This window comes from Polyangium sp. 6x1, assembly GCF_029946515.1.
Taxonomy (GTDB): Bacteria; Myxococcota_A; Polyangia; order Polyangiales; family Polyangiaceae; genus Polyangium.
The window spans coordinates 1-22,259 of the sequence record NZ_JARZHH010000112.1 but is presented as its reverse complement, the minus strand read 5'-3'; the positions used below and the strand labels follow the sequence as shown (position 1 = coordinate 22,259).

Below are 22,259 nucleotides of genomic sequence, written 5' to 3'. Positions count from 1 at the left end.
CGGGCGGGGCCGGCGGCGGCGCGGGCGGCGCGGGCGGCGGCGCGGGTGGCGCGGGCGGAGCCGGCGGCGGCTGATTTGCCAAAATCGAGAATACGCACGCAACCTTGCGTGACGTATCCGGCCTCGCGGAAGCACGTCCGCGTTATGCTGCGAGGGGAAAAGTCCATTCCTTTTCCGATAGGGCCCCGAGGTAGGGAAGTAGGGCCCCAATTCCCACCATTTCAGCGGCGGCGGTCCTCGTGTAGAAGAGAACTTCCGTTACGTATGACTTTCCAGGCTCGTCGCTCGGCGAGGCTGGAACCACCTACGAGGCCGCTCATGCCGCGAACGCGAAGACGACTCGGAAAGCATTTTGGCTCCATTGGTCTGGTATCCCTGGCCGCGCTCGGCGCGGTCGGGTTCACCGGTTGCATCGCTGGGGAGGACGATGGTCCGTGCGTTTCGGACCAGATGTTCTTCGCCGAGCAGGTCTGGGCTCCGATCCTTTCGAACAACTGCATCGCCTGCCACACCTCGAACGGGGCCGCGAAGGACTCGAGCCTCGTCCTCCGAGGCAGCAGCGAAGCAGGCTTCCTCGACACGAACTACCAGATCATGAAAAACGCGGCGGCCCTCCAGCAGGACGGCACGTCGCAGCTCCTCGCGATGCCCACCGGCGGCACCGCCTCCCGTAAGCATCCGGGTGGCGTGGTCATCCAGCCGGGCAGCGAGGAGTTCAAGGCGCTCGAGGAGCTCGTGAACCGCTTCAACGAGCCCTCGTCCTGCGAGACGAACCTCTCGGCCACGTTCACGGGCGTGCAGCTCGCGACGCCCGCCGAGACGCTGCGCAAGGCGTCGCTCTCCCTGGTCGGCCGACTGCCCACCGTGGAAGAAGAAGAGGCCATCGAGGCCGGCGGCATCCGCGCGCTCGATCCGATCCTCGATCACATGATGACCGAGGAGGCGTTCTTCACGCGCCTGAAGGAGGTCTACAACGACCAGTTCCTCACGGATCGCTACCTGGGGAACGAGGACGCGGTGCAGCTCCTCAACGACATCGACTATTACAACCCCTACTGGTACGACCAGTTCTTCGAAGGCGCGAACGCCGATCCGAAGTCGATGGAAGACTCCATCGACAAGTACGGCGCCTGGAACGCCGACGACCTCTACAACAAGCTGCGTTCCTGGACGAACCGCGGCGTGGCGCGCGAGCCGCTCGAGCTCGTGGCCCACGTGGTGCGCGAGAACCGGCCGTTCAGCGAGATCCTGACGGCGAACTACATCATGGTGAACCCCTTCTCCGCGAAGGCGTTCATGCTGGGCGACCTGCCGTTCAAGAACGACGCCGACCCGAACGAGTTCGTCGAGGCCCAGATCCCGGGCCTGCCCCACGCCGGCGTGCTCTCGTCGCCGATGTTCCTGAACCGCTTCCCGACGACCGAGACGAACCGGAACCGGGCGCGCGCGCGCATGGTCTATCAGTTCTTCCTCGGCACCGACATCCTGAAGACCGGCCAGCAGCCGCTCGATCAGACGCTCATCACCGAGGTCAACCCGACCCTCAACGCGTCCGCCTGCCAGCAATGCCACGTGGAGATCGATCCGGTCGCCGGCGCGTTCCGGCACTGGAACGGGCGCGCGGCCTACGATCCGATGACGCCTCCGCTCGACGACATGCGTCCGCCGGGCTTCAAGGGCGAAAAGACGCCGTACGAGCAGCTGCCGCAAGGCCTGCAATGGCTCGCGCCGCGCGTCGCCGCCGACCCGCGCTTCGCCCTCTCGGCCGTGTACATCATCTTCGAAGGCCTCACGGGACAGAAGCCGCTCGTGGCGCCGCAGGACCGGAAAGCGGCCGACTTCTCGACCGAGTTCCAGGCCTACCTCGCGGAGTACACGGAGTTCAGCAAGATCGCGCGCGAGTTCGAGGCTTCGAACTACGACCTCAAGGTCGTCGTGAAGCAGATCGTCCACTCGCCCTACTTCCGCGCGAAGAACAGCGGCGCGCTCGATTCGGCCGGCAAGGCGCGGCTCGGCGAGGTCGGCATGGGCCGCCTCATGACGCCCGAGCAGCTCCACCGCAAGATCCAGGCGGTCCTCGGCTATCCGTGGCGTCCTCGCGCCTACGAGGACAACGGCGGCTCGTACGACTACCTGCTCCGCGGCGACGCCTACCGCATGCTCTACGGCGGCATCGACTCGGCCGACGTGGTCAAGCGCGTGAACAGCCCGAACGGCATCATGGCGAACATCGGCGAGCGCATGGCAAACGAGATGTCCTGCATCTCGGTCCCGCGCGACCTGTGGAAGCCGACCGAGGAGCGCACGCTCTTCCCGTACGTCGAGACGAGCTTCGAGCCGGAAGACAAGAACGGCTTCCCCGTCGCGCCCGCCGTGACGGCCATCAAGAAGAACATCCAGTTCCTCCACAAGCACATCCTCGGCGAGTCGCTGCCCGAGGGTCATCCCGAGATCGAGCGCACCTACAAGCTCTTCCTCGACACGTACCGCGAGGGCGTGAAGGGCATGAGCGACATGTCGCAGCCCGAGGGCAAGTACTCGACGTGGCTGAACGGCCCGTGCCGCGTGGAGAACGACTACTGGACGCGTACGCCGCTGCCTGAAGAGGATCGGCTGCAACAGGATCCGAACTACGTCATCCGTTCGTGGATGACGGTCGTGACGTACATGCTGTCCGACTACCACTTCCTTTACGAGTGATGGAGCGAGCCCCCATGGACCGAAGAGATTTTCTCAAGATTGCATCGATGGCGGGGCTCGGCGTGGCCGCCAGCACCATTCCGTTCGCCAGCAACGCCGGAGCTGCGCCGTACACCGGCAAGTTCTGGGTGATGATCCACGCCGGCGGCGGCTGGGACGTGACGAGCCATTGCGACCCGAAGGGCGCGACGGGCGAGAACGATCCCGATCCGATGAACCACTACCTCGCGTCGACAATCGGGACGGCGGTCGGGAGCAAGAGCAAGCTCCCGATGCGGTACGCCCCGGATCCGGCCGGCGCGAACAAGGCGTTCTTCGACAAGTACGTGAACGACCTCGTGGTCCTGAACGGCGTCGATACGTCGACGAACAGCCACGACGTCGGCACGCGCGTGACGTGGGCGGGCACCTTGGCCGAGAACAAGGCCTCGTTCGCGGCGCTCGCGGCCGCCGTCGCGGGCGGCGCGCTCCCGATGGCGTACATCTCGTACGGCGGCTACGACACGACCGCCGGCACCGTGGCGGTGACCCGCGTGGGCAACATCGACGCGATCCGTCGCATTGCCTATCCGAACGTCATCGACCCGATGTACGACGACGCCAAGACGCCGTACTACACGGAGGAGACCGAGGCGCGCATCGTCGAGGCTCGCTCCGCGCGCCACATGGCGTACGCCGAGAAGCAGAACCTGCCGCGCATCCAGCAGGCGATGGGCATGCTGTTCACGGCGCGCTCGGGGCAAAACGAGCTCAAGAAGCTGACGGAGTATCTGCCCACGCAGCTCGAGAACTCGAACCTCCGGCGCCAGGCGCAGATCGCGCTCGCCGCATACCGCGCCGGCATCTGCGTCAGCGCGAACCTCGGCATTGGCGGGTTCGACACGCACGGCAACAACGACGATCAGCAGTTCGATCGTCTCGCCGAGCTCTGGGACGGCATCGACTACCTCGTCGAAGAGGCGAAGGCGACGGGCGTCTGGGGCAACATGGTGATCGTCGTCGGGTCCGACTTCGCCCGCACGCCGGGGTACAACTCCGGCAACGGCAAGGACCACTGGTCGATCACGAGCATGCTGGCCATGGGCGCGGGCATCACGGGCAACCAGGTCATCGGCAAGACGACCGACCGTCACAACCCGATGAACATCGACCCGAACACGCTCGAGCCGGTCGAAGGCGGCGGCGTCCGCCTGAAGCCCGGCCACGTGCACCGCGCGCTGCGCAGGCTCGCGGGGATCGATCAGAACGAGGTCGCAGCCCGCTTCCCGATCAAAGAGAAGGAAGAACTGCCGCTCTTCGGCTGATCTTTTCTGGAGGGGGAGCCCTCGATGGGGCTCCCCCTACGTCCCTCACTCCACTTCGTTTCGTTCGGGACTACCCCACGGCATCGCTGCTGTCTTTCGGGACAAGCGGCAGCGAGGACCGGGCAGCGTCACGCCCTGCCGATCTTCTTCACGACTTGCCCTCTCGGCCGGCGTGCACGTAGATCCGCCCGTCGCTGCACAAGCCCAACCGTGAGCTCGCCGCGCATGTCAATGGATTTTCGCGCCGACGGCTCGTCCGGTCGAGGTTGCGCTTGCTTTCTCAAAGCGCGATCGGCTCCTCGCTCCACAGCCCCGCCTGCTGCTCCCCGCCCTCCGGGACGGGCACGCATCGGCCCGCGCCGCCATGGCACGTCGTCGGCTCCTCCGTCGAGGCGGTCGCATCCAAGCCGGATCAGCGTCCTCGCCTGCCAGCCGTCCCCACGACGGATCCGCGTGCGTCACGAGAGTCATTCCGTTCGCGGCTTCGCCCGCGCCTTGCGGCGAGCCTCTCGACGTTCGTGGCGCTCGCGAATGGGCCGGACGAGCTTCTCTTCCTCGGCCAGGATCATTTTTTCGACTCGTTGTTGAAACGCGCGTCCGTAGGTCCAAGGCACGCGCATGGAGAACCCCGTGACGTCTTCGTCGGACCCTTCCCATCGAAGCGGAATTCCGCTCTGCTCGAGCTTGTAGTGAATGCCGTCAACGGCATTTTGGAGCGCCGCCATCGATTCGTCACTTATGCCGAATAGAATCGAGTCGTTGCCCAACCCCAGGATGATGAACGGGCATCTCCATACATTGTCGCCAGGGGGTAATTCAGGACAACCGATGCGGACCACGACGATGCCTCCGATGGCATCACGTCGCTCGAGGCGGCGCTCGGCCATCCATCGCGGTTGTTTGGTTTTTGACGTCGGCTTTTTTGGCTTGGCCATTGTCACTTTCCGAATTTCCACTTGCACCAGCCGCGCTTCTCTTCTTCACTCTTCAGTGTTTTGGACCAGCAGTCTTGTCTATCGAGCCAGTTCGGTATCGCATTGCACAGATTCTCCCAGAGCACACCGCCCCCCGCCGCGGCGTCGAGGCAACGATTCAAGTTCGGCTTGGGCCGCTTCCGAGCCGCCTCCGCAATATCCGACTTGCCAATCTCCACCGACGCGGCGATCACGACGACGATGGGGTCGCTTCGATGATGAGGTCGGCGAGGGCGACCGCCACGACCACGAGCACCCCGGGGTGCCCGGCGAGCCCACGCTCGGCCGGCGTCTGCCCGTTCGCAGGCGCGGGCGACTCCGACAGGCGCAGCTTGCGCAGCCCGAGCAGCTCCTCCGGGAGGGTCATCCCTCGGAGCGCGATCCGCGTACACCCCGCGAGATCCACGTGCGGCACGCCCTTCGACGCCACATCGACCACGCCGCCTTCTTCATCGACCGTCACCGTGACGTCGAACGTGTAGTACCCCCGGGGAAGGTCGCCACCGAACTCGTCCACGCATTCCCGCAGGCGCTCCGCGGTGGCGTCGGGGACACGCGGGCGGTCGTCCGGCTGCGAGGGATGGACGATCTTGGCCGAGCAGCCGAGGGGCACGAGCGTCGCCGTCGCGCAACCGAGGAGCCCGAACGAGAGCAGGTTCCGCAGGCGTGGAGGCGTCATTGCCAAAGGCGATCAGACATGTCGGATTCTGTCAACGTGGGGCGCCTCTGCCCTCCCGGCCCGCCCGCCCCCGCCATCATTTCTCCCTTGACACCCCCATTCCGCCCGTCGCAGTCTCCCTGTTCGCAAACCTACACGAGAGGAGAGCTATTGCATGGGTGAAGTCATCGGGGCATCGGCGGAGCAGGGCCGCATTGTCGACCACGTTCAGACGGCGTACGACCTTTCCATTGCGCGTGGCGGCGAGGTCGCCGAGGCGGCCTTCTTCCGGCTCGGGCCGGGGGTCACGGCGATCGGGAATGCGAAGGAGATGCTCGATGCGGCCAAGAAGGCCGAGTCCCTCGCGTGGGCGACCGTCGCGGGTATCGATTACGACGCGGATGGCCTCATCGCCAGCACCCGCGACGAGATGTGGAATGCCCTCGGCCGGCCCAAGCAGAGCCCGCACATGGACGCCGTCTTTCCCGAAGGAATCGGCACGTATACCGCGGGCGACCCGCTCGGGCAGCCCTTGCTGATGGGGGTCCTCCGCACCCGCATCCTCGCCGGCGAAGCTTCGCAATGGACGGAAGTCAAGCGGAACGCCTGGGCCTCCGCCATCGAGGCGAAGCGCGAGGCGTACGAGGTCGCCGTGAATGCCTATCGGCCCGCCGGGGCGGCCCTCGTGGTCGCCGAGGCCGGGTATCGCGCCGCCGTGCGGGGCGCGCATACGCGGCTCCGGAATTACAAGCGCGACCTCAAGAACCTCGGCCTCACCGAGGCGCAGATCCACGAGATCATCCCCGACGCGAGCGCCGGCAAGAAGGGCAGCGGCGGCGGCAACGGGGAACAATAAGGGTCTCGACGCACCCTCCGGCGCTCCCCGGACTTCCCATCACGCCGAAAACCCTTCCTCCCGAAAAAAACGTCTCCCCCCGTCGCCGAGCGACGCTTCTTTCGCGCGGATGCGCCTCCCCACGGTCGGCCGCGGAGGGTCGTTTTCAAGAAAACGACGACACGAACACGCCCTCGACCGGGTCCGCGGCCCGCCGAGGAGAGGCGCGGCCTGCAAAGGAAGATGCGCGTCGCCGTTTCGACTTCCGTTTTCTCGAAAGGGATCGGTCCGGCGACAAAAAACGGAGCCGTTTTCTCGAAACGGATGGGTCCGGCGACGAAAAACGGAGCCGTTTTTTCGGTGAGGATGGGTCGTCCGCCGGTTCGAGCTTTCAGGATCGTCGCCAGACGGGTCGGGGCGTAGTTTCAGTCAGGAGCCGCCGCGCCGGGGCGCCGCCCCGGGCCCCGCGGGGGCTACGCGCCCCTCGACCCGCGCCAGGGCCAGCCCTGGACCTTTGATGGAAGAACGGCGCTTCGCGCCGTTCTTCCACGGGCCGGTGGCAAGACGATGAAGGTCGTCGCACGCTGCGACGGGCTTGGCAGCGCCGCCTGTTCGATGAACTGCGCATCGCGCAGTTCATCGACTTTCGGTCCAGGCCGCGCCTGGTCCGGGTCGAGGGGCGGACAGCCCCTCGTCGGGTCCGGGGTGAAACCCCGGCGCTACGCTGCCCCTGTCAATGGTTGCCCATTGCCTTGCGGAGCGGCTTGTTGAACGCCGCGATCGCGAGGCCGGCGGCGACGCCGAGGCCCATGAGCAGGAGGAAGAAGTTCGTCGGGGACCATTTCGTGTAGAGGATCCCGATGTAGCCGCTCAGGATGTTGCCGAAGAAGCTCGACATGAACCACATGCCCATCATCATCGACACGAACCGCACCGGCGAGACCTTCGTCACGAGCGAGAGGCCAATCGGCGACAGATAAAGCTCGCCAATCGTGAGCAGCGCCGTGCAGACGAGCGGCCACATCACGCTGCCCTTGCCCCCGCCGATCATCTGCGCGCCTCCGACCATCACGATGAACGAGAGGCCGAGGATGATGCAACCGACCGCCATCTTCGTGACGCTCGACATCTCCTTGCCGCTCTTCGCCTGCGCGGCCCAGATGCGGTCGAGGATCGGCGCGAAGAGGAAGATGAAGAAGGGGTTGAACGACTGGAACCAGGTCGAGGGGATCTGGAAGCCGAAGATGACCGGCCAGACGGTCTTCTCGTCGGCCCAGGTCTGCATCGTGTTGCCCTGCTGCTCGTAGACGGCCCAGAAGACGATGTTGAGCGCGCAGAGGATGACGAGGGCGCCCATGCGTTGCCCCTCGTTCTCTTCCTTCACGACGGCCTGGGGCTCACCCTTGCTGTCCTCGCGCTTCTTGAGCGTGTCGGGCGCGAGCGTGCTCGGGCCGAAGAAGAACTGGATGAGCAGGCCGAGGATCATGCCGATGCCCGCCGCGAGGTAGCCGTACCGCCAGCCGTTGTTCTGGGCGAGGGTGCCGCAGACGAGGTTCGTCAGGAACGCACCCAGGTTGATGCCCATGTAGAAGATCGTGTACGCGCCGTCGCGACGCTTGTCCCCGGGCGGATAGAGGTTGCCGACCTGGGTCGAGATGTTCGGCTTGAAGAAGCCGTTGCCGATGATGAGGAGCAGGAGGCCGAGGAAAAACAGGTTCTCGGCGCCGAAGAGCACGAACTGGCCGAGCGCCATGAGCGCGCCGCCGAGGTAGACCGAGCGCTTCTGGCCGAGGTAACGATCGGCCATGAAGCCGCCGAGCAGCGGCGTCAGGTAGACGAGGCCGGTGTACCAGCCGTAGATGGCCGACGCGACGGGCTGCATCGAGCAGGTCTGCTGCGCGATGGAGTGCGCCACGTCCGAGGCCATCGGCGCGATGTTCTTCGTCGGATCCCCCTTGAGGAGGAGCCCGACCTTCTCGTTCACACACTGCGTGAGCGTCGCGGGATCGACGTCGGGCAAGAAGCCGCGGAGGAAGCCCCAGCCGAGGACGTCGCTCGGGTTGCCCGTCGCGTCGTACGCCTGGCCCTGGAATCGCTGGCGGTACGTGACGAACAGGTAGTTCACCAGGTACAGCTTCAGCAGGCCGCGCATGCCGTAGTAGGAGAACCGCTCCCACATCTCCGTGGTGAAGAGCACGAAGAGGCCGGCCGGATGGCCGAGGATCTGCTTCTTCGACTTGGGTCCCGACCACTGCTGCGTCGCGGGGTCTTGCTCGACGTTCGTCGCCATCGGGACGCGGTTTTACGCGGCCTGGAAGACGGCCGCAAGAGCCGCGTCACCGGGCAATGCTGGAGATCGTGCCCGCGTCGAGCACGCGCTCATCGAGCACGGCGAGTTTTCCCTCGGGAAACGCGGCGCGGATCGCAGCGAAGGCGCGTAGGACGCTCTCCTTCGTGCTGCACGAGGCGACGTCGATGAAGATCCTGCCCTCTTCGGGCCATGTGTGCAGCGCGATGTGGCTCTCGCCGACGACGGCACACGCCGTCACGCCCTGCGGCGAGAACGGGACGACGAGCGTGCCGAGCCCCGTGAAGGGGCCGGCCGCGACGGCGGCATCGAGCGCGGCGCGCAGCGCGTCCGGGCTATCCAGGGTGTCGCGGCGGCAATCCTCGAGGATCGCGAGCAGCACGAAGAGCTTCATCGGCTGCTCCGGCACATACCGCCGTCCGGGGCGTCTGGCCAGGCGCGAATGAAACGAGGGGGCAGGCGCCCGGCCCGCCCCCTCACACGCGTGGTCACGCGTGCTGGTTTTACCGGCGACCCACGATCGTCACCGGGCGAGCGCGCTGGCCGCCGGCGTCGAAGCGGCCCGCGATGCCCGCGAAGACGAAGGCGTTCAGGCGCGGCGTGTTGATCGCCTGGTTCGAGACGCGGCCCTCCGGGTTGCGCCAGAGGAACATGCTGAGATCGCCGCCGATCGTCGGCGCGAGCGCGACGCTCTCGCTCACGCGGATGTCGACGCCGACCTTGGCCTTCGCGAGCTCGAAGCCGTGGACGAACATGTCGTTGTTCGTGCCCGAGGGCATATCCCACAGCATGCGATAACCGGCGCCGACCGAGACCCACGGGTCGAGGCGGTTGTAGGGGCTCGCGTGGAAGACGCCGTCGATGCCCGCCGTCGCGCCGCGGATCTCCGCACCGCGGGCGAGGTTTTGCATGTTGTAACTACCGTTGATGCCGACCGAGGAGTACGGATTCGCGCGGTAGTGGAGGCCGAGGCCTGCGCCGAGACCCGCGCCGCCGAGGCTCGTCGGTGTCGTGCCCTGGGTCGCGGGCACGGCCGGGCCGAAGGCCTGGTTGTAACCCGAATCGACCTGGATCTCGAAAGCGTTGAGCGGTGCGCCGATCTGGCCGCGCCGCTCCATTTCGTTCTCGCGTATCAGCGTTTGCGCCGAGGCCGTGCCGGCGCTCGCCGCCGCGAGCGCGAACGTCGCGACCGCGATTCCCATCGTTCGTGTCATGGTTTCATTCCCCCTGGCTTCGGGCGCTGGAATCGAGCGCCGCCCGCGCGAGGGGTGGAGCAGCGTACATGCCAGGCGGTGGCCGAGCAGCATGTTCCCGTCGAAACGAGCGGGGCCCACCGTGGATCACGAACGAGCAGGCGCCGAGTACACACACGAAGAGTCCGCTTGGTTCCCGAGGGGGACGCCTCGCGTCCCCCTCTCGGCCAGGCGAAGCCCGGCCGATTCACCCCCCGAGGCGAGCTCGCTGCGCGATCTCGCGCCGAACGGTCGAACCGTTCGGCGCGTGAAGCAAAAACCTTGCTTGGCAAAGCTCTGCCGATTCGCGAGGATGCCGCCGCAAGATGACGAGCTGGATCAATGTCGAGGGCAAGGTCGCGATCGTGACCGGTGGCAGCCGAGGGATCGGCGAGTCGATCGCCAAAGCGCTCGGGCAGAGCGGGGCGAAGGTGGCGATCGCGTCGAGGAAGAAGGATGGGCTCGACGCGGCGGCCGAGCGGCTGCGCAAGGAGGGCGTGACCGTCGAGGCGTTCACGTGCCACACGGGCAAGCCCGACGACGTGCAGCGGCTCTTCCAGCAGGTGATCGCGGCGTTCGGGAAGGTGGACGTGCTCGTCAACAACGCCGCGACGAACCTTCATTTCGGTCCGATCATGACCGTGGAGGACGCGGCGTTCGACAAGACGATCGAGGTCAACGTGAAGGGGTATTTCTACACGTCGCGCGAGCTCGTCCGGCACCTCGTCGAGCGCAACGCGCCAGGCGCGATCGTGAACGTGACGAGCGTGGCGGGCCTGACGGCGGCGCCGCTCCAGGGCGTGTACGGGATGACGAAGGCCGCGGTCGTGTCGATGACGCAGACGATGGCGGCCGAGCTCGGTTCGAGCGGGATCCGCGTCAACGCGATCGCGCCGGGCCTCGTGGACACGCGGTTCGCCGCGACGCTCGTGCAGAACAAGGAGATCGTCGAGCGGGTCGTCGGGCGGACGCCGATCGGCCGGTACGGGCAGCCGGACGAGATCGCCGGCGCGGCGCTCTACCTCGCCTCCGACGCGGCGTCGTTCCTGACGGGGCAGACCATCGTGGTGGATGGCGGCATGACCATCGGGTGAGGTAGAGCATCGAAGATGCTCTGCGAGATCGCGCAGCGATCTCGCCTCGGGGGGTGAATCGGCCGGGCTTCGCCTGGCCGAGAGGGGGACGCGAGGCGTCCCCCTCGGGACTGGAGACAAACGATGGATCAGCAAAGCTTGCAGGATCGCTACGCGCCCCAGAGCTGCTGCTTCGGCTGCGGGCCGGCGAACGACAAGGGCCTCCGGATCAAGAGCCACGTGCACGGGGACGAGGTCGTCGCCACGTTCGTCCCCGAGCCGTACCACCAGGCGTTCCCGGGCATGCTCAATGGCGGGATCATCGGCGCGCTGCTCGACTGCCATTCGAACTGGACGGCGGCGCATCACCTGATGGAGCGGGGCGGCCTCGACAAACCCCCTTGCACCGTGACGGCCGATTTTCACGTGAAGCTGCGGCGGCCGACGCCGCTCGGCCCCGTGCGCCTCGTGGCGCGCGTGGCCGACGTGGCCGAGGACCGGTGCGTGATCGAGGCGACGCTCGAGGCCGACGGGAAGGTCACGGCGACGTGTCGGGGGACGTTCGTCGCGGTGAAAGAAGGCCATCCGGCGTACCACCGCTGGTAGACACCGGCCCCAGGATCCGGGAGAGCTCCTCGAAGAGCCGGTGCGGCTCGACGGGCTTGCACACGTGGCCGTCGAACCCCGCGCGTAACGCACGCGCGCGGTCGGCGTCGCGCGTGAAGGCCGTGACGGCCACGAACGGGATCGACGCGGCGAGTTTTTCACGACGAACCGCGCGGACCAGGTGAAACCCGTCCTCGCCGGGCAAGCCGAGCTCGCTCAGCACCACGGAGGGCCAGCCGGACTGGATCACGCGCAGCGCCTCCGCCGCGCTCGACGCCGTCCGGGTCTCGGCGCCCTCCTCGACGAGCAGGCGTGAAAGGACGTCCCGCGCGCCTTGCTCGTCATCCACGACGAGGACATGGAGCCCCTCGAAGGAGGGGCCGTCCGCGCATCGCTCGGGCGGCGCCGCGCCGTCCTCCATCATGAGCGGCAGCTCCACGACGAACGTCGCGCCGTGGCCGATCCCCTCGCTCTCGGCCCGCACCGTGCCGCCGTGGAGCTCGACGAGGTCCTTCACGATCGAGAGCCCGAGGCCGAGGCCGCCCTGGCGCCGCGCCGACGAGGCGTCCGCTTGCCGGAACCGCTCGAAGACGTGCGGCAACATGTCGGGCCGGATGCCGAGGCCGTCGTCGCGCACGGTGAGCGCCACGGTGGGGCCCGCGCACGCGAGCGAGACCTCGGTGGTGCCGCCGGGCGCGCTGAACTTGATGGCATTGCTCAGCAGGTTGCACACGATCTGCTGGAGCCGCGCCGGGTCGCCGAGCACCAGCACGTCCGTGAGGTCGTCCGTGCGCGCGAGCTTGATCTGCCCCTCGTTCGCCGTCGGGCGCATGGTCTCGAGGGCCACGTCGACCGCGCGGGAGAGGTCGCACAGGCTGCGGACGAGCTTGAGCTTGCCGGCGCGGATGCGCTCGGTGTCGAGCATGTCGCCCATCAGCCGGCCGAGCAGAGCGGCGTTGCGCTCGATCACGTCGATCGCCTTGCCCGTGCTCTCCCCCGAGAGCGCGCCCCGGCGGAGCAGCTCCGACCAGCCGACGATCGCGTTGAGCGGCGCGCGCAGCTCGTGCGAGACGATGGCCAGGAAATCGTCCTTGAGCCGGTTCGCTCGCTCGGCGTCGCGCCGCGCGGCCCGCTCGCTGTCGAGCAGCACGTCGCGCTCCTCTTCGAGCCGCTTGCGCTCGGTCACGTCGATCAGCGCGCCGTAGAGCGCCGCGGGCTTGCCCTCGCCGTCCCTGCGCACGTGCGCCATGAGCTCGATCCAGCGCACCTCCTGGCCGCCGCGCAGGATCCGGAACTGCGAGCGCCAGGGCGCTTCGGACTCGAAGGCGCAGCGGGTCGCGCGGTTGATCTCGGGGCGATCGTCCGGGTGCACGCACGATAAAAGAAGCCTCCGCTGGAAGACCGCGTCCGCCGGCAGGCCGAGCAGCTTGCGGGTCGTCGCCGAGCAGCATGCTTGGCGCTCCAACAGATCGAAGGAGAACGTGCCGACCCCGCCGGCCTCGGTCGCGAGCCGGAGGTGCTGCTCGCTCTCGCGCAGGGCTTGCTGCGCGGCCTTGAGGTCGTGCACGTCGGCCGCGGCGCCGAACCACTTCGTGATGGCGCCCTTTTCGTCGCGGATCGGCCGCGCGCGCCCGCAGAACCAGCGGTACGAGCCGTCCTTGCCCCGCAGGCGCATCTCGACGGCGGCGGGCTCGGCGGCGGCGCTCTCGGCCGTCATCACCTCGGTCCAGTGCGCGCGGACGGCGGGTAGGTCGTCCGGGTGGATCCAGTCCATCCAGACGACCTCATCCGAGCCGGGGCGCATCCCGGTGTACTCGTGCATGCGCTGGTTCACGTACTCGCCGCGGCCGCCGGGCAGGACCGTGAACAGGATCTCGGGCACCGTGTCGGCCATGGCGCGGAAGCGCTCCTCGCTCTCGCAGAGGGCCTGCTCGGCGCGCTTGCGGGCGTCGATGCTGATGACGCAGCCGATGAGGCGGACGGGCGTGCCGTTCTCGTCGTGGACCAGCCGGGCGTGGTCCCAGACCCAGATCCAGCGGCCGTCCCGGTGACGGATGCGGTACTCCGCGTCGACGACGGGCTGATTCTTGTTGCGGAGCGTGGTACGTCCGGAAAAACAGGGAAGGTCGTCGTGGTGGATACGGCCTCGCCACCAGAGGTCGGTGGCCGGGACCTCGCTGGGCCCGTAGCCGAGCACCTCGACCAGGCCGCCCGAGCGCCAGACGTGGCTCGTCTGAAAATCCCAATCGTAGACCATGCCGCGGATGGCCTCGGTCGCCAGCCGGAAGCGCTCCTCGCTCTCGAGCACGGCCGCCATCCCCGGCGCGCCGCCTTCGAAGCCTCCTTCTTCCCGCGCGCTGCCGCCCCGCTCGGCCAGGTACAATCCGGATTCATGTTTGCCTGGCTCTCGTCTTTCACGATCGCCAGCGTGGTCGCGCGGGGGCTTTCCCATGCTGCGATGTTCCAACGGCTCAGCGTCAAAAAGCAATCACACGTAAGTAGTATCTCAAGGGACGGAACCGGTCCGTAGACTACGGAGGCGGCCGCCTCCGGAAGCGCAAGTCGGGGCGCACCCGGCAAAGGCGACGGGAAATTCCTTCCGGGGTGGAGAAGATGGCCTTGACAAACCCGCGCTCCGTCCGCGAGGCTACGGGGCGCATGCCGCGCGTCACGTTCACGCAGCATATCGCGAGGCACATCCCCTGCCCGACGCGCGACGTCGACGGACGCACCGTCCGCGAAGCCCTCGACGCATATTTCACAGCCGAGCCAGCCGTGCGAGGGTACGTCCTGGATGAACAGGGCGTCGTCCGCAAGCACGTGGTGATCTTCGTCGACGGCAATCAAACGACAGATCGAACGCGCCTCGGGGACACGGTGGGCGAGGGCTCGGTGATTTACGTGATGCAAGCGCTTTCCGGGGGATGAACGCATGTCGAGCAGGTTGTTCGTGGCGACGCGCAAGGGGCTCTTCCGTCTCGATCGAAAGCCTTCGGGATGGACGATCGGCGAGGTCTCGTTCCTCGGCGACAACGTCTCGATGCTGCTGCCAGATCGGCGAGACGGGACGCTCTACGCAGCGCTCGCGCTGGGGCATTTCGGGGTGAAGCTCCGGCGCTCGCGCGACCTCGGCGCGACGTGGGACGAGCTCATGACGCCAGCCTATCCGCCGCTGCCAGAGGGCGCCGAGCCAGACAAGACGCCGGACGGGCGCGAATGGCCGCAACGGGTCGAGCTTCTCTGGAGCCTGGAAGCCGGCCGCGACGATCAGCCAGGGCACCTCTGGTGCGGGACGAGCCCCGGAGGGCTGTTCCACTCGAAGGACCACGGGCAGTCCTGGGAGCTCGTGCGTTCGCTGTGGGATCACCCCACCCGCAAGGGCTGGTTCGGCGGCGGCTACGACTGGCCAGGGATCCACTCGATCTGCGTGAACCGCGGCGGCGTGACGGTGGGAATCTCCTGCGGGGGCCTGTGGCACTCGACAGACGAGGGCGCGACGTGGGAGGCGCGGACCGAGGGGATGTACGCCGAATACATGCCGCCCGAACGCCGGAGCGATCCGAGCATCCAGGACCCACACCGCGTCGTGTCCTGCCGCGCGCAGCCCGACGCGCTCTGGACCCAGCACCACAACGGGCTCTTCCGCTCGAAAGACGGAGGAAAGACGTGGCGCGAGGTGACGTCCGTGAAGCCAAGCAAGTTCGGCTTCACGATCGCCGTGCACCCGCGCGACCCGGAGACGGCCTGGGTGGTGCCCGCGAAGAAGGACGAGCAGCGAATCCCGGTCGACGGGAAGGTGGTGGTGGCACGGACGCGCGACGGCGGAGCAAGCTTCACGGTGCTCGACAAAGGTTTGCCCCAGGCGAACGCGTTCGATCTGACGTACCGCCACGGCCTCGACGTGGACAGCACAGGGGACGTGCTGGCGTTCGGGACGACGACGGGTTCCCTATGGCTCAGCGAAGACGGCGGGGATTCGTGGCAGACGCTCTCGAACCACCTGCCACCGGTGTACGCGGTGCGGTTCGCCGAGATGTGATCGCCTCGCTGGGGCTTTGCCCCAGGCCCCACCAGGAGCTGTCCGCTCCTGGACCTGGACCAGCGCCCGCGCTGGACTGAGGGTCGATGAACTGCGCTCCGCGCAGTTCATCGAACAGCCGGGTCAAGACCATGAGCGATCCTGCCAGCCAAGACGGCAGCGCTGACGGGTCAACCGGCGAGGCGGTCCCACCGGCCTGTGGGAAGAACTGCGCATCGCGCAGTTCTTCCCCCTGAGGTCCAGGGCTGGCCCTGCAAAGAGGGGGCGGACAGCTTAAAAACTTTCCCCCGCATCGACTGCGCTTCGCGCAGTCGATGCCCAGAGGTCCAGGGCTTGCCCTGGTCCGGGTCGAGGGGCGGACAGCCCCCGCGGGGTCCGGGGCAGCGCCCCGGCGCGGCGCCCCAGGTGAAACCTCACGGCACGTAGTTCCAGCCGCAGAAGCCGTTCTTGCAGATGAAGCCCTCCGCGTTCGGGCAATCGCAGGTGCCCACGGTCTGGTCGCATTCGAGCTCGTCGCTCTGCGTGAGCAGCTCGTAGAACCGCGTGGTGTCCGCGCCGATGCGGGCGACGAGGTTGTTCGTGCAGCCGCAGCTCGTGCCTTTGAGCTCCTGGCCGCACTCGGCGTCGGACGTGCAGCTCATGATCGACTCCCCCTCCTGCTTGAGGTCGGCCAGGACCTCGGCGCAGGTCAGGTTGGAGCTGCCGCCGCTGCCCATGCCGCCGCTGGTGCTCATGCTGTCGCCGCCGCCTGCGCCGCCGCTGCCGGTCGTGCCGCCGCTGCCGGCTGTGCCGCCCCCGCCTGTGCCGCCGCTGCCGCCGGACGACGAATCGCCCCCCTCGACCTGGGTTGAACAGCCGAGCGCGCAGACGACGAGGAGGACGAAAAAACCGGAGAGAAAGCGAACCATGAAAAAACCTCCGTGCGCACGTGGTGGCGTGCACACGGAGGTTACCATGGCTCGATGGGTGAAGCGGTCAGGCGAACGCTTCGTCCATGAGCCGCTTTTGCTCCAGGTTGTGGCTCGCCTTCGACCCGGTCGCGGGGCTCGCGCTCGGCTGACGACCTACGACGGAGAGCGGGAAGCGACCGCCGAAGAACTGGGGCAGGTTGGCATTGATGTAATACCAGGAGCCGTAGTTGATGGGCTCCTCCTGGACCCAGACGAGCTTCGTGCCGTCCTTGTAGTTCGCGAGTGCGTCGGTGAGCTCGTGGTTCAGCGGGAAGAGCTGCTCGAGCCGCACGATGGCCACGTCCTTCAGGCCGCGCTGCTCCCGCGTCACGGCGAGGTCGTAGTAGACCTTGCCCGAGCAGAGCAGGATCTTCTTCACCTCGGAGGGATCGACCGTGTCGTCGCCGATCACGCGTTGGAACCTGCCGTTTGCGAGGTCGTCGATCGTGGAGACGGGGCGCGGGCCCTTGGCCGTGGTGGCGACGCGGAGCAGGCTCTTCGGCGTGGCGATGACGAGCGGCTTGCGCCACGGGCGAAGGACCTGGCGGCGCAGCGCGTGGAAGAGCTGGGCCGGCGTCGTCAGGTTGCAGACCTGGATGTTGTCCTCGGCGCTGTTCTGGAGGAAGCGCTCCATACGCGCGCTCGAGTGCTCCGGGCCCTGGCCCTCGTAGCCGTGCGGCAGGAAGAGGACGAGGCCCGTGAGCCTGTGCCACTTGTCTTCGCTCGACGTGATGAACTGGTCGACGATGACCTGCGCGCCGTTGAGGAAGTCGCCGAACTGCGCCTCCCAGATCACGAGCGCGTCGGGGTAGTCGAGCGCGTAGCCGAACTCGAAGCCGAGCACGCCCGCCTCGCTGAGGGGGCTGTTGTGGATGTCGAGACGCGCCGGCGGCTCCGCGACACGCGAGAGCGGAGCGAAGGGCTCGCCCGTCTCGATGTCGACGATGACCGCGTGGCGATGGCTGAACGTCCCGCGTCGCACGTCCTGGCCCGAGATGCGCACGGGCGTCTTCTCGGAGAGGAGCGAGGCGTATGCGAGCATCTCGCCCGTGCCCCAGTCGAAGGGCTCGCCCTTCACGAGACGGTCGTGCCGCGCCTTCAGGATCGGCATGACCTTCGGGTGCACCTTGAAGTCGCCCGGCAGCTCGAGCAGGCGGCGCGAGAGGTCGATGAGCTTCTCGGCGGGCACGCCCGTCGGCACCTCGGGTGTGTCCGCGTCGCGGCCGCCGCGGTAGCTCGACCATACGCCGGCCATCGCGTACGTGACCGGGGCGAAGCCCTTCTGCTTGACCTCTTGCAGCGCGAGGTTGAGTGCCTCGCGGCGGTGGACGAGGATCTCCTCCGCCTTCTCCTCGCTCACCTGGCCCATCGCGACCAGGCGCTTCACGTACATCTGCCGGACCGTCGGCTTCTTGTCGATGACGGCGTACATCCGCGGCTGCGTGTAGCGCGGCTCGTCGCCCTCGTTGTGGCCGTAGCGGCGGTAGCAGTACATGTCGATCACGACATCCATGCCGAAGCGCTGGCGCCACTCGCTCGCGAGCAGCGCGACCTGCGCGACGGCCTCCGGATCCTCGCCGTTCACGTGGAAGACGGGGACCTTCAGCATGCGCGTGATGTCGGACGCGTACCGCGTGGAGCGCGACTCGCTCGGGTTCGTCGTGAAGCCGACCTGGTTGTTCACGATCACGTGGATCGTGCCGCCGGTCCGGTAGCCCTCGAGGCCGCACATGTTGAGCGTCTCGGGGACGATGCCCTGGCCGATGAACGCGGCGTCGCCGTGGATCAGCAAGGGCATGACCTTGCGCGCGGCGTCGGGGACGCGGACGCTCAGGCGGTCCTGCTTGGCGCGAACGCGGCCCTCGACCACGGGGTTCACGAACTCGAGGTGGCTCGGGTTGAACGTGAGCGTGAGGTGGACCTTGTGGCCTGACTCCGTGATGCGATCGTTGGAGTAGCCGAGGTGGTACTTCACGTCGCCCGCGCCGACGTAACGCTCGGGATCCTTGTCCTCGAAGTGCGCGAAGATCTCGCGCGGGCTCTTCTCGAGGATGTTCGCGAGCACGTTGAGGCGGCCGCGGTGCGCCATGCCGAAGACGATCTCGTCGACGCCCTCGGCGCCGGCGCGCTCGATGAGCAGGTCGAGCAGCGGGATCAGCGCCTCGCCGCCTTCGAGCGAGAAGCGCTTCGTGCCGGCCTCGTAGCTCCGGTGGATGAACTGCTCGAAGATCTCGGCGTCCGAGAGCTTCGTCAGGATGCGGAGCTGCTTGTCGCGGCTGAGCTCGAGGCGGTTCTTCGTCGCCTCCATGCGCCGCTGCAACCAGATGCGCTGGGCCGGATCCTCGATGTGCGTGAACTCGACGCCGATCGAGCGGCAGTACGTCTCTTCGAGGCGATTGATGATCTCGCGCAGCGTCGTGATCGCGGGCAGCCCCGCGAGGTCGACCGTCGGGAAGGGTTGGTCGAGGTCGGCGTCGCTGAGGTCGAAGTTGTCGAGGTTGAGCTCGGGCGGCGCGCCCGGCGGCAGGCCGAGCGGATCGATGTGCGCGAAGAGGTGCCCTCGCACGCGGTACGCGTTGACGAGCTGATACACGCGGGCGCGCGTCGCCGCGGTCGACATCATCTCCTGCTCGGAGGAGATGAAATCGAAGCCCGGCACGCGCGGGGGCGGCGGGGGCGGCGGGGACGACCGGCGGTGCTTGCGCGCCGGCTCCTGCGTGAACAGGCTCGCCTGCGCGGGAGCCGCGCCGCCGTTCGTGTAGCGCGGCGGCTCGGCGAGCGGCGCGGGCGACGTCACGGGCGACGCCGGCGGAGCGACCTGCACGGGCGCTCGAACGACCGACGCGGCTGCCTGGGACGGCCCGCGCTGTTTATCGAAGAAGGCCCTCCAGCTCGGGTCGACCTTCTCGGGATTCTCCTGGTACTGCGCGTAGAGCTCTTCGACGAACCCTGCGTTGACGCCGAAATCAAGCTGCGTAGGTGGCATTGGGGCGGCAGGGAAATAACGCGGGATCGGTGTCGCCGCCAGCGCAGTTTTTTCGGATCCGGGGGCGCTGGACATCCAAGAGACCACCCACGGGGCGGGCGCCCGAGCCCCAGGCTGCGCTACATACGTACCCACGACGAAGTGGACACGGCCGGGGACGAGCCCGGCCCGGCGCCACGGACGGGGAATGTACGACGATGAACGACGGGCTCGACCGGTTTCGCGCGCACCTCCATCACGACGAGCGCCTCGGCTTCTGGCTGGACACGAGCCGGGTTCGGTGGACAGAAGGCTTCCTCGACGCGCTCGAGCCGCGGCTTCAAGCGGCCTACGAGGCGATGGCGACGCTCGAGCGCGGCGCGATCGCGAACCCCGACGAGGGGCGCATGGTGGGCCACTACTGGCTCCGGGCGCCCGAGCTCGCCCCCGATCCTGCGATCCGCGACGCGATCGTGACGACGCTCGGCCGCGTGCTCACGTTCGCGGAGGACGTGCACGCCGCGCGCATCCGCCCCGAGCGCGCGAGCCGGTTCCGCAATGTGCTGCTCATCGGCATCGGCGGCTCGGCGCTCGGGCCCGAGCTCGTCGCCGCCGCGCTCACGTCGCCCGCGGATCGCATGCGCGTCTGGTTCTTCGACAACACCGATCCCGACGGATTCGATCGCACGCTCGACGCGATCGGCGACGCGCTGCCCGAGACGCTCACGGTCGTCATCTCGAAGTCGGGCGGAACGAAGGAGACGCGCAACGGCATGCTCGAAGCCGAGGCGGCGTACGCGCGGCTCGGGCTCGACTTCGCGAAGCACGCGGTGGTCGTGACGGGCGAGGGCAGCGAGCTCGACAAGCACGCCGTGGCGCGCGGGTTCCTCGACAGGTTCCCGATGTGGGACTGGGTTGGCGGTCGGACGAGCGAGCTCAGCGCAGTGGGCCTCTTGCCGGCGGCGCTGCAAGGGCTCGACGTGGAGGACATGCTGCGTGGCGCGCGCGCGATGGACGAGGCGACGCGGTCGCGTTTGACGAGGAAAAACCCGGCCGCACTCCTCGCGGCGGCGTGGCTCTCCGCGACGGGCGGCGCGGGCAAGAAGGACATGGTGCTCCTGCCGTACAAGGACCGGCTGGAGCTCTTCAGCCGGTACGCGCAGCAGCTCGTGATGGAGTCGCTCGGCAAGCGGCTCGATCGAAACGGACGCGAGGTCTGGCAAGGGATCAGCGTCTACGGCAACAAGGGCTCGACCGATCAACACGCATACGTGCAGCAGCTCCGCGACGGGGTCGACAACTTCTTCGTGACGTTCATCGAGGTGCTGCTCGATCGCGCGCCGCAGCGAGGCGACTTCTACGTGGAGCCGGGCGTGACGTCGGGCGACTACCTCTCGGGGTTTCTGCAAGGCACGCGGCGCGCGCTCGACGAGCGAGGGCGCGTGTCGATCACGATCACGCTGGAGGCGCTCGACGCGGCGTCGCTCGGCGCGCTCATCGCGCTCTACGAGCGGGCCGTGGGGATCTACGCGGAGCTCGTGGGCATCAACGCCTACCACCAGCCGGGCGTGGAGGCGGGGAAGAAGGCGGCGCAGGCGGTGATCGATCTCGAACAGCGCGTGCTCGCGGCGCTGCGCGCGAAGGCGGGAGCGGCGCTCTCGCTCGCGGAGGTCGCGGCGGCGGCGGGCAGCGACGATCCGGAGACGGTGTTCTGGATCCTGCGGCATCTGTCGGCGAACCCGCGTCGCGGCGTGCTCCGCGTGCGTGACCAGGGCGCCGAGGCCGAGGCGGGATCGCCGCTCGACTGGAGATGGTTGATCGCGGCCGCCCCGTGAGGCGGCGCGGCGCGCTCAGAAGTGGAAACGCACGGCGGCGGAGCTGCCGCCCACGAGCAGCTCCGGCTTGCCCGGGAGCGCCTGCGCGCGCTCGAGGTACTTCTCGGGCACGAAGATGCCGGCGGCGATCATGGCCGCGCCGGTCATCTGCGTGAAGCCGTTCAGGAGCATGAAGAACGCGAAGACGTCATCGTCGGAGTCGCGCGCATTCGGGAATTCTTGCCGGCGCGAGTTGTCGATGCCGAGCGTGATGAAGGGGCCGAAGATCGGGACGAGCAGCGGGCCGAAGGTCTCGGAGTCGCGATCGTTGTCGTCGAAGGCGAAGGCGCCGCCGACGAGCGCGGACAGGCCGTACGGCACGGCGAACGTGACGATGCCGCCGACGACGAGGCTGCGCGTCGGTCGCACCTTGAGCTCGTAGCCCGGCAGGAGGATGTCGCCCTCTTCGTACTCGATGCGGCGAGGCAAGACGGGCAGGTTCGGGTCCTCGACCGGGGCCCACATCGGCTGCTGCTGCGACGGCAGCGGCTGCTGCTGCTCGGTGCCCCACGACTCGTTGCTGAGCCTCGGCTTCTTCCGCTTGGGCTTCGGTTTCTCCTCGGCCGACGCATCACCTTCCGTCGTCGGCGCCGGAGGAGGCGGCGGCAAGGGCGCGGCGGTCGTGGTCGACGGCGGCGCCGGAGGAGGCGGCAGAGGCGCGGCGGCCGCGGTCGACGGCGGCGCGGCGGGGGCCGGCTGCGCGCTCGCGGGGAGCGTGACGGCGAGGCCCAGCGAGAGCGC

16 protein-coding genes and 1 pseudogene are annotated in these 22,259 nt (G+C 67.9%); 8 read left to right on the top strand and 9 right to left on the bottom strand.

Features of this window, described 5'->3' with window-relative positions:
- Window positions 1-318 precede the first annotated feature (318 nt).
- Both QHF85_RS46900 and QHF85_RS46895 read left to right on the top strand, forming a co-directional pair.
- Complete coding sequence (locus QHF85_RS46900; protein WP_281334049.1) at window positions 319-2,700, top strand: hypothetical protein; 2,382 nt, start codon at window positions 319-321, stop codon at window positions 2,698-2,700.
- A gap of 14 nt (window positions 2,701-2,714) precedes the next feature.
- The gene (locus tag QHF85_RS46895) at window positions 2,715-4,004 is read left to right on the top strand and encodes a DUF1501 domain-containing protein (RefSeq protein WP_281334048.1); all 1,290 of its coding nucleotides are present in this window, start codon (window positions 2,715-2,717) and stop codon (window positions 4,002-4,004) included.
- Window positions 4,005-4,471: 467 nt separating this feature from the next.
- Here QHF85_RS46895 and QHF85_RS46890 read toward each other — a convergent pair whose 3' ends face one another.
- Both QHF85_RS46890 and QHF85_RS46885 read right to left on the bottom strand, forming a co-directional pair.
- The gene (locus tag QHF85_RS46890; protein ID WP_281334047.1) at window positions 4,472-4,966 is read right to left on the bottom strand and encodes a hypothetical protein; all 495 of its coding nucleotides are present in this window, start codon (window positions 4,964-4,966) and stop codon (window positions 4,472-4,474) included.
- Window positions 4,967-5,168: 202 nt separating this feature from the next.
- Window positions 5,169-5,657, bottom strand: a complete 489-nt coding sequence (locus tag QHF85_RS46885; protein ID WP_281334046.1) for a hypothetical protein — start codon at window positions 5,655-5,657, stop codon at window positions 5,169-5,171.
- A gap of 154 nt (window positions 5,658-5,811) precedes the next feature.
- Here QHF85_RS46885 and QHF85_RS46880 point away from each other — a divergent pair, with 154 nt between their 5' ends.
- Entirely contained in the window at window positions 5,812-6,492 is a 681-nt protein-coding gene (locus QHF85_RS46880) for a hypothetical protein (RefSeq protein WP_281334045.1), read from the top strand.
- Window positions 6,493-7,204: 712 nt separating this feature from the next.
- Here QHF85_RS46880 and QHF85_RS46875 read toward each other — a convergent pair.
- The 3 genes from QHF85_RS46875 to QHF85_RS46865 all read right to left on the bottom strand — a co-directional run bounded on the left by QHF85_RS46875 (window position 7,205) and on the right by QHF85_RS46865 (window position 9,993).
- Entirely contained in the window at window positions 7,205-8,761 is a 1,557-nt protein-coding gene (locus tag QHF85_RS46875; RefSeq protein WP_281334044.1) for a peptide MFS transporter, read from the bottom strand.
- A gap of 46 nt (window positions 8,762-8,807) precedes the next feature.
- Window positions 8,808-9,173, bottom strand: a complete 366-nt coding sequence (locus QHF85_RS46870) for an S-adenosylmethionine decarboxylase (RefSeq protein ID WP_281334043.1) — start codon at window positions 9,171-9,173, stop codon at window positions 8,808-8,810.
- 109 nt (window positions 9,174-9,282) lie between these two features.
- A complete protein-coding gene (locus tag QHF85_RS46865) occupies window positions 9,283-9,993 on the bottom strand; it encodes a hypothetical protein (protein ID WP_281334042.1) in 711 nt (236 codons plus the stop codon).
- 344 nt (window positions 9,994-10,337) lie between these two features.
- Between QHF85_RS46865 and QHF85_RS46860 the strand changes: the two genes are divergently transcribed.
- Both QHF85_RS46860 and QHF85_RS46855 read left to right on the top strand, forming a co-directional pair.
- Entirely contained in the window at window positions 10,338-11,105 is a 768-nt protein-coding gene (locus tag QHF85_RS46860) for a glucose 1-dehydrogenase (RefSeq protein WP_281334041.1), read from the top strand.
- A 123-nt stretch (window positions 11,106-11,228) separates the two neighbouring features.
- Window positions 11,229-11,690, top strand: coding sequence for a PaaI family thioesterase (locus QHF85_RS46855; protein ID WP_281334040.1), 462 nt, complete (start codon window positions 11,229-11,231; stop codon window positions 11,688-11,690).
- On the opposite strand, the gene QHF85_RS46850 is transcribed toward QHF85_RS46855, so the two are convergent.
- Window positions 11,623-14,142 carry a PAS domain-containing protein gene (locus QHF85_RS46850; RefSeq protein WP_281334039.1) on the bottom strand — a complete coding sequence of 840 codons (2,520 nt, stop codon included), beginning with the start codon at window positions 14,140-14,142 and terminating at the stop codon, window positions 11,623-11,625. The two genes, QHF85_RS46855 and QHF85_RS46850, sit on opposite strands and share 68 nt — an antisense overlap.
- Window positions 14,143-14,348: 206 nt before the next feature.
- Here QHF85_RS46850 and QHF85_RS46845 point away from each other — a divergent pair, with 206 nt between their 5' ends.
- On the top strand, window positions 14,349-14,618 hold the full coding sequence (locus tag QHF85_RS46845) for a MoaD/ThiS family protein (RefSeq protein WP_281334038.1): 270 nt from the start codon (window positions 14,349-14,351) through the stop codon (window positions 14,616-14,618).
- Window positions 14,619-14,622: 4 nt separating this feature from the next.
- On the top strand, window positions 14,623-15,729 hold the full coding sequence (locus tag QHF85_RS46840; protein ID WP_281334037.1) for a sialidase family protein: 1,107 nt from the start codon (window positions 14,623-14,625) through the stop codon (window positions 15,727-15,729).
- Window positions 15,730-16,142: 413 nt separating this feature from the next.
- Here QHF85_RS46840 and QHF85_RS46835 read toward each other — a convergent pair whose 3' ends face one another.
- Together QHF85_RS46835 and QHF85_RS46830 are read right to left on the bottom strand one after the other, a co-directional pair.
- The gene (locus QHF85_RS46835) at window positions 16,143-16,637 is read right to left on the bottom strand and encodes a hypothetical protein (RefSeq protein WP_281334036.1); all 495 of its coding nucleotides are present in this window, start codon (window positions 16,635-16,637) and stop codon (window positions 16,143-16,145) included.
- Between the two features lie 67 nt (window positions 16,638-16,704).
- Window positions 16,705-19,665 carry a 2-oxoglutarate dehydrogenase E1 component gene (locus tag QHF85_RS46830; protein WP_281334035.1) on the bottom strand — a complete coding sequence of 987 codons (2,961 nt, stop codon included), beginning with the start codon at window positions 19,663-19,665 and terminating at the stop codon, window positions 16,705-16,707.
- A 197-nt stretch (window positions 19,666-19,862) separates the two neighbouring features.
- Between QHF85_RS46830 and QHF85_RS46825 the strand changes: the two genes are divergently transcribed.
- Window positions 19,863-21,479, top strand: a complete 1,617-nt coding sequence (locus QHF85_RS46825; protein WP_281334034.1) for a glucose-6-phosphate isomerase — start codon at window positions 19,863-19,865, stop codon at window positions 21,477-21,479.
- Between the two features lie 15 nt (window positions 21,480-21,494).
- Here the strand turns inward: QHF85_RS46825 and QHF85_RS46820 are convergent.
- Window positions 21,495-22,259, bottom strand: a pseudogene (locus tag QHF85_RS46820) (hypothetical protein); the annotation flags it as partial.

What these genes read in the sequence shown, in the direction of transcription:
- QHF85_RS46900 (WP_281334049.1), top strand. Translation starts at nt 319, where the DNA reads ATGCCGCGAACGCGAAGACGACTCGGAAAGCATTTTGGCTCCATTGGT.
- QHF85_RS46895 (WP_281334048.1), top strand. Translation starts at nt 2,715, where the DNA reads ATGGACCGAAGAGATTTTCTCAAGATTGCATCGATGGCGGGGCTCGGC.
- QHF85_RS46885 (WP_281334046.1), bottom strand. Translation starts at nt 5,657, where the DNA reads ATGACGCCTCCACGCCTGCGGAACCTGCTCTCGTTCGGGCTCCTCGGT.
- QHF85_RS46880 (WP_281334045.1), top strand. Translation starts at nt 5,812, where the DNA reads ATGGGTGAAGTCATCGGGGCATCGGCGGAGCAGGGCCGCATTGTCGAC.
- QHF85_RS46875 (WP_281334044.1), bottom strand. Translation starts at nt 8,761, where the DNA reads ATGGCGACGAACGTCGAGCAAGACCCCGCGACGCAGCAGTGGTCGGGA.
- QHF85_RS46870 (WP_281334043.1), bottom strand. Translation starts at nt 9,173, where the DNA reads ATGAAGCTCTTCGTGCTGCTCGCGATCCTCGAGGATTGCCGCCGCGAC.
- QHF85_RS46865 (WP_281334042.1), bottom strand. Translation starts at nt 9,993, where the DNA reads ATGACACGAACGATGGGAATCGCGGTCGCGACGTTCGCGCTCGCGGCG.
- QHF85_RS46860 (WP_281334041.1), top strand. Translation starts at nt 10,338, where the DNA reads ATGACGAGCTGGATCAATGTCGAGGGCAAGGTCGCGATCGTGACCGGT.
- QHF85_RS46855 (WP_281334040.1), top strand. Translation starts at nt 11,229, where the DNA reads ATGGATCAGCAAAGCTTGCAGGATCGCTACGCGCCCCAGAGCTGCTGC.
- QHF85_RS46850 (WP_281334039.1), bottom strand. Translation starts at nt 14,142, where the DNA reads ATGGGAAAGCCCCCGCGCGACCACGCTGGCGATCGTGAAAGACGAGAG.
- QHF85_RS46845 (WP_281334038.1), top strand. Translation starts at nt 14,349, where the DNA reads ATGCCGCGCGTCACGTTCACGCAGCATATCGCGAGGCACATCCCCTGC.
- QHF85_RS46840 (WP_281334037.1), top strand. Translation starts at nt 14,623, where the DNA reads ATGTCGAGCAGGTTGTTCGTGGCGACGCGCAAGGGGCTCTTCCGTCTC.
- QHF85_RS46835 (WP_281334036.1), bottom strand. Translation starts at nt 16,637, where the DNA reads ATGGTTCGCTTTCTCTCCGGTTTTTTCGTCCTCCTCGTCGTCTGCGCG.
- QHF85_RS46830 (WP_281334035.1), bottom strand. Translation starts at nt 19,665, where the DNA reads ATGCCACCTACGCAGCTTGATTTCGGCGTCAACGCAGGGTTCGTCGAA.
- QHF85_RS46825 (WP_281334034.1), top strand. Translation starts at nt 19,863, where the DNA reads ATGAACGACGGGCTCGACCGGTTTCGCGCGCACCTCCATCACGACGAG.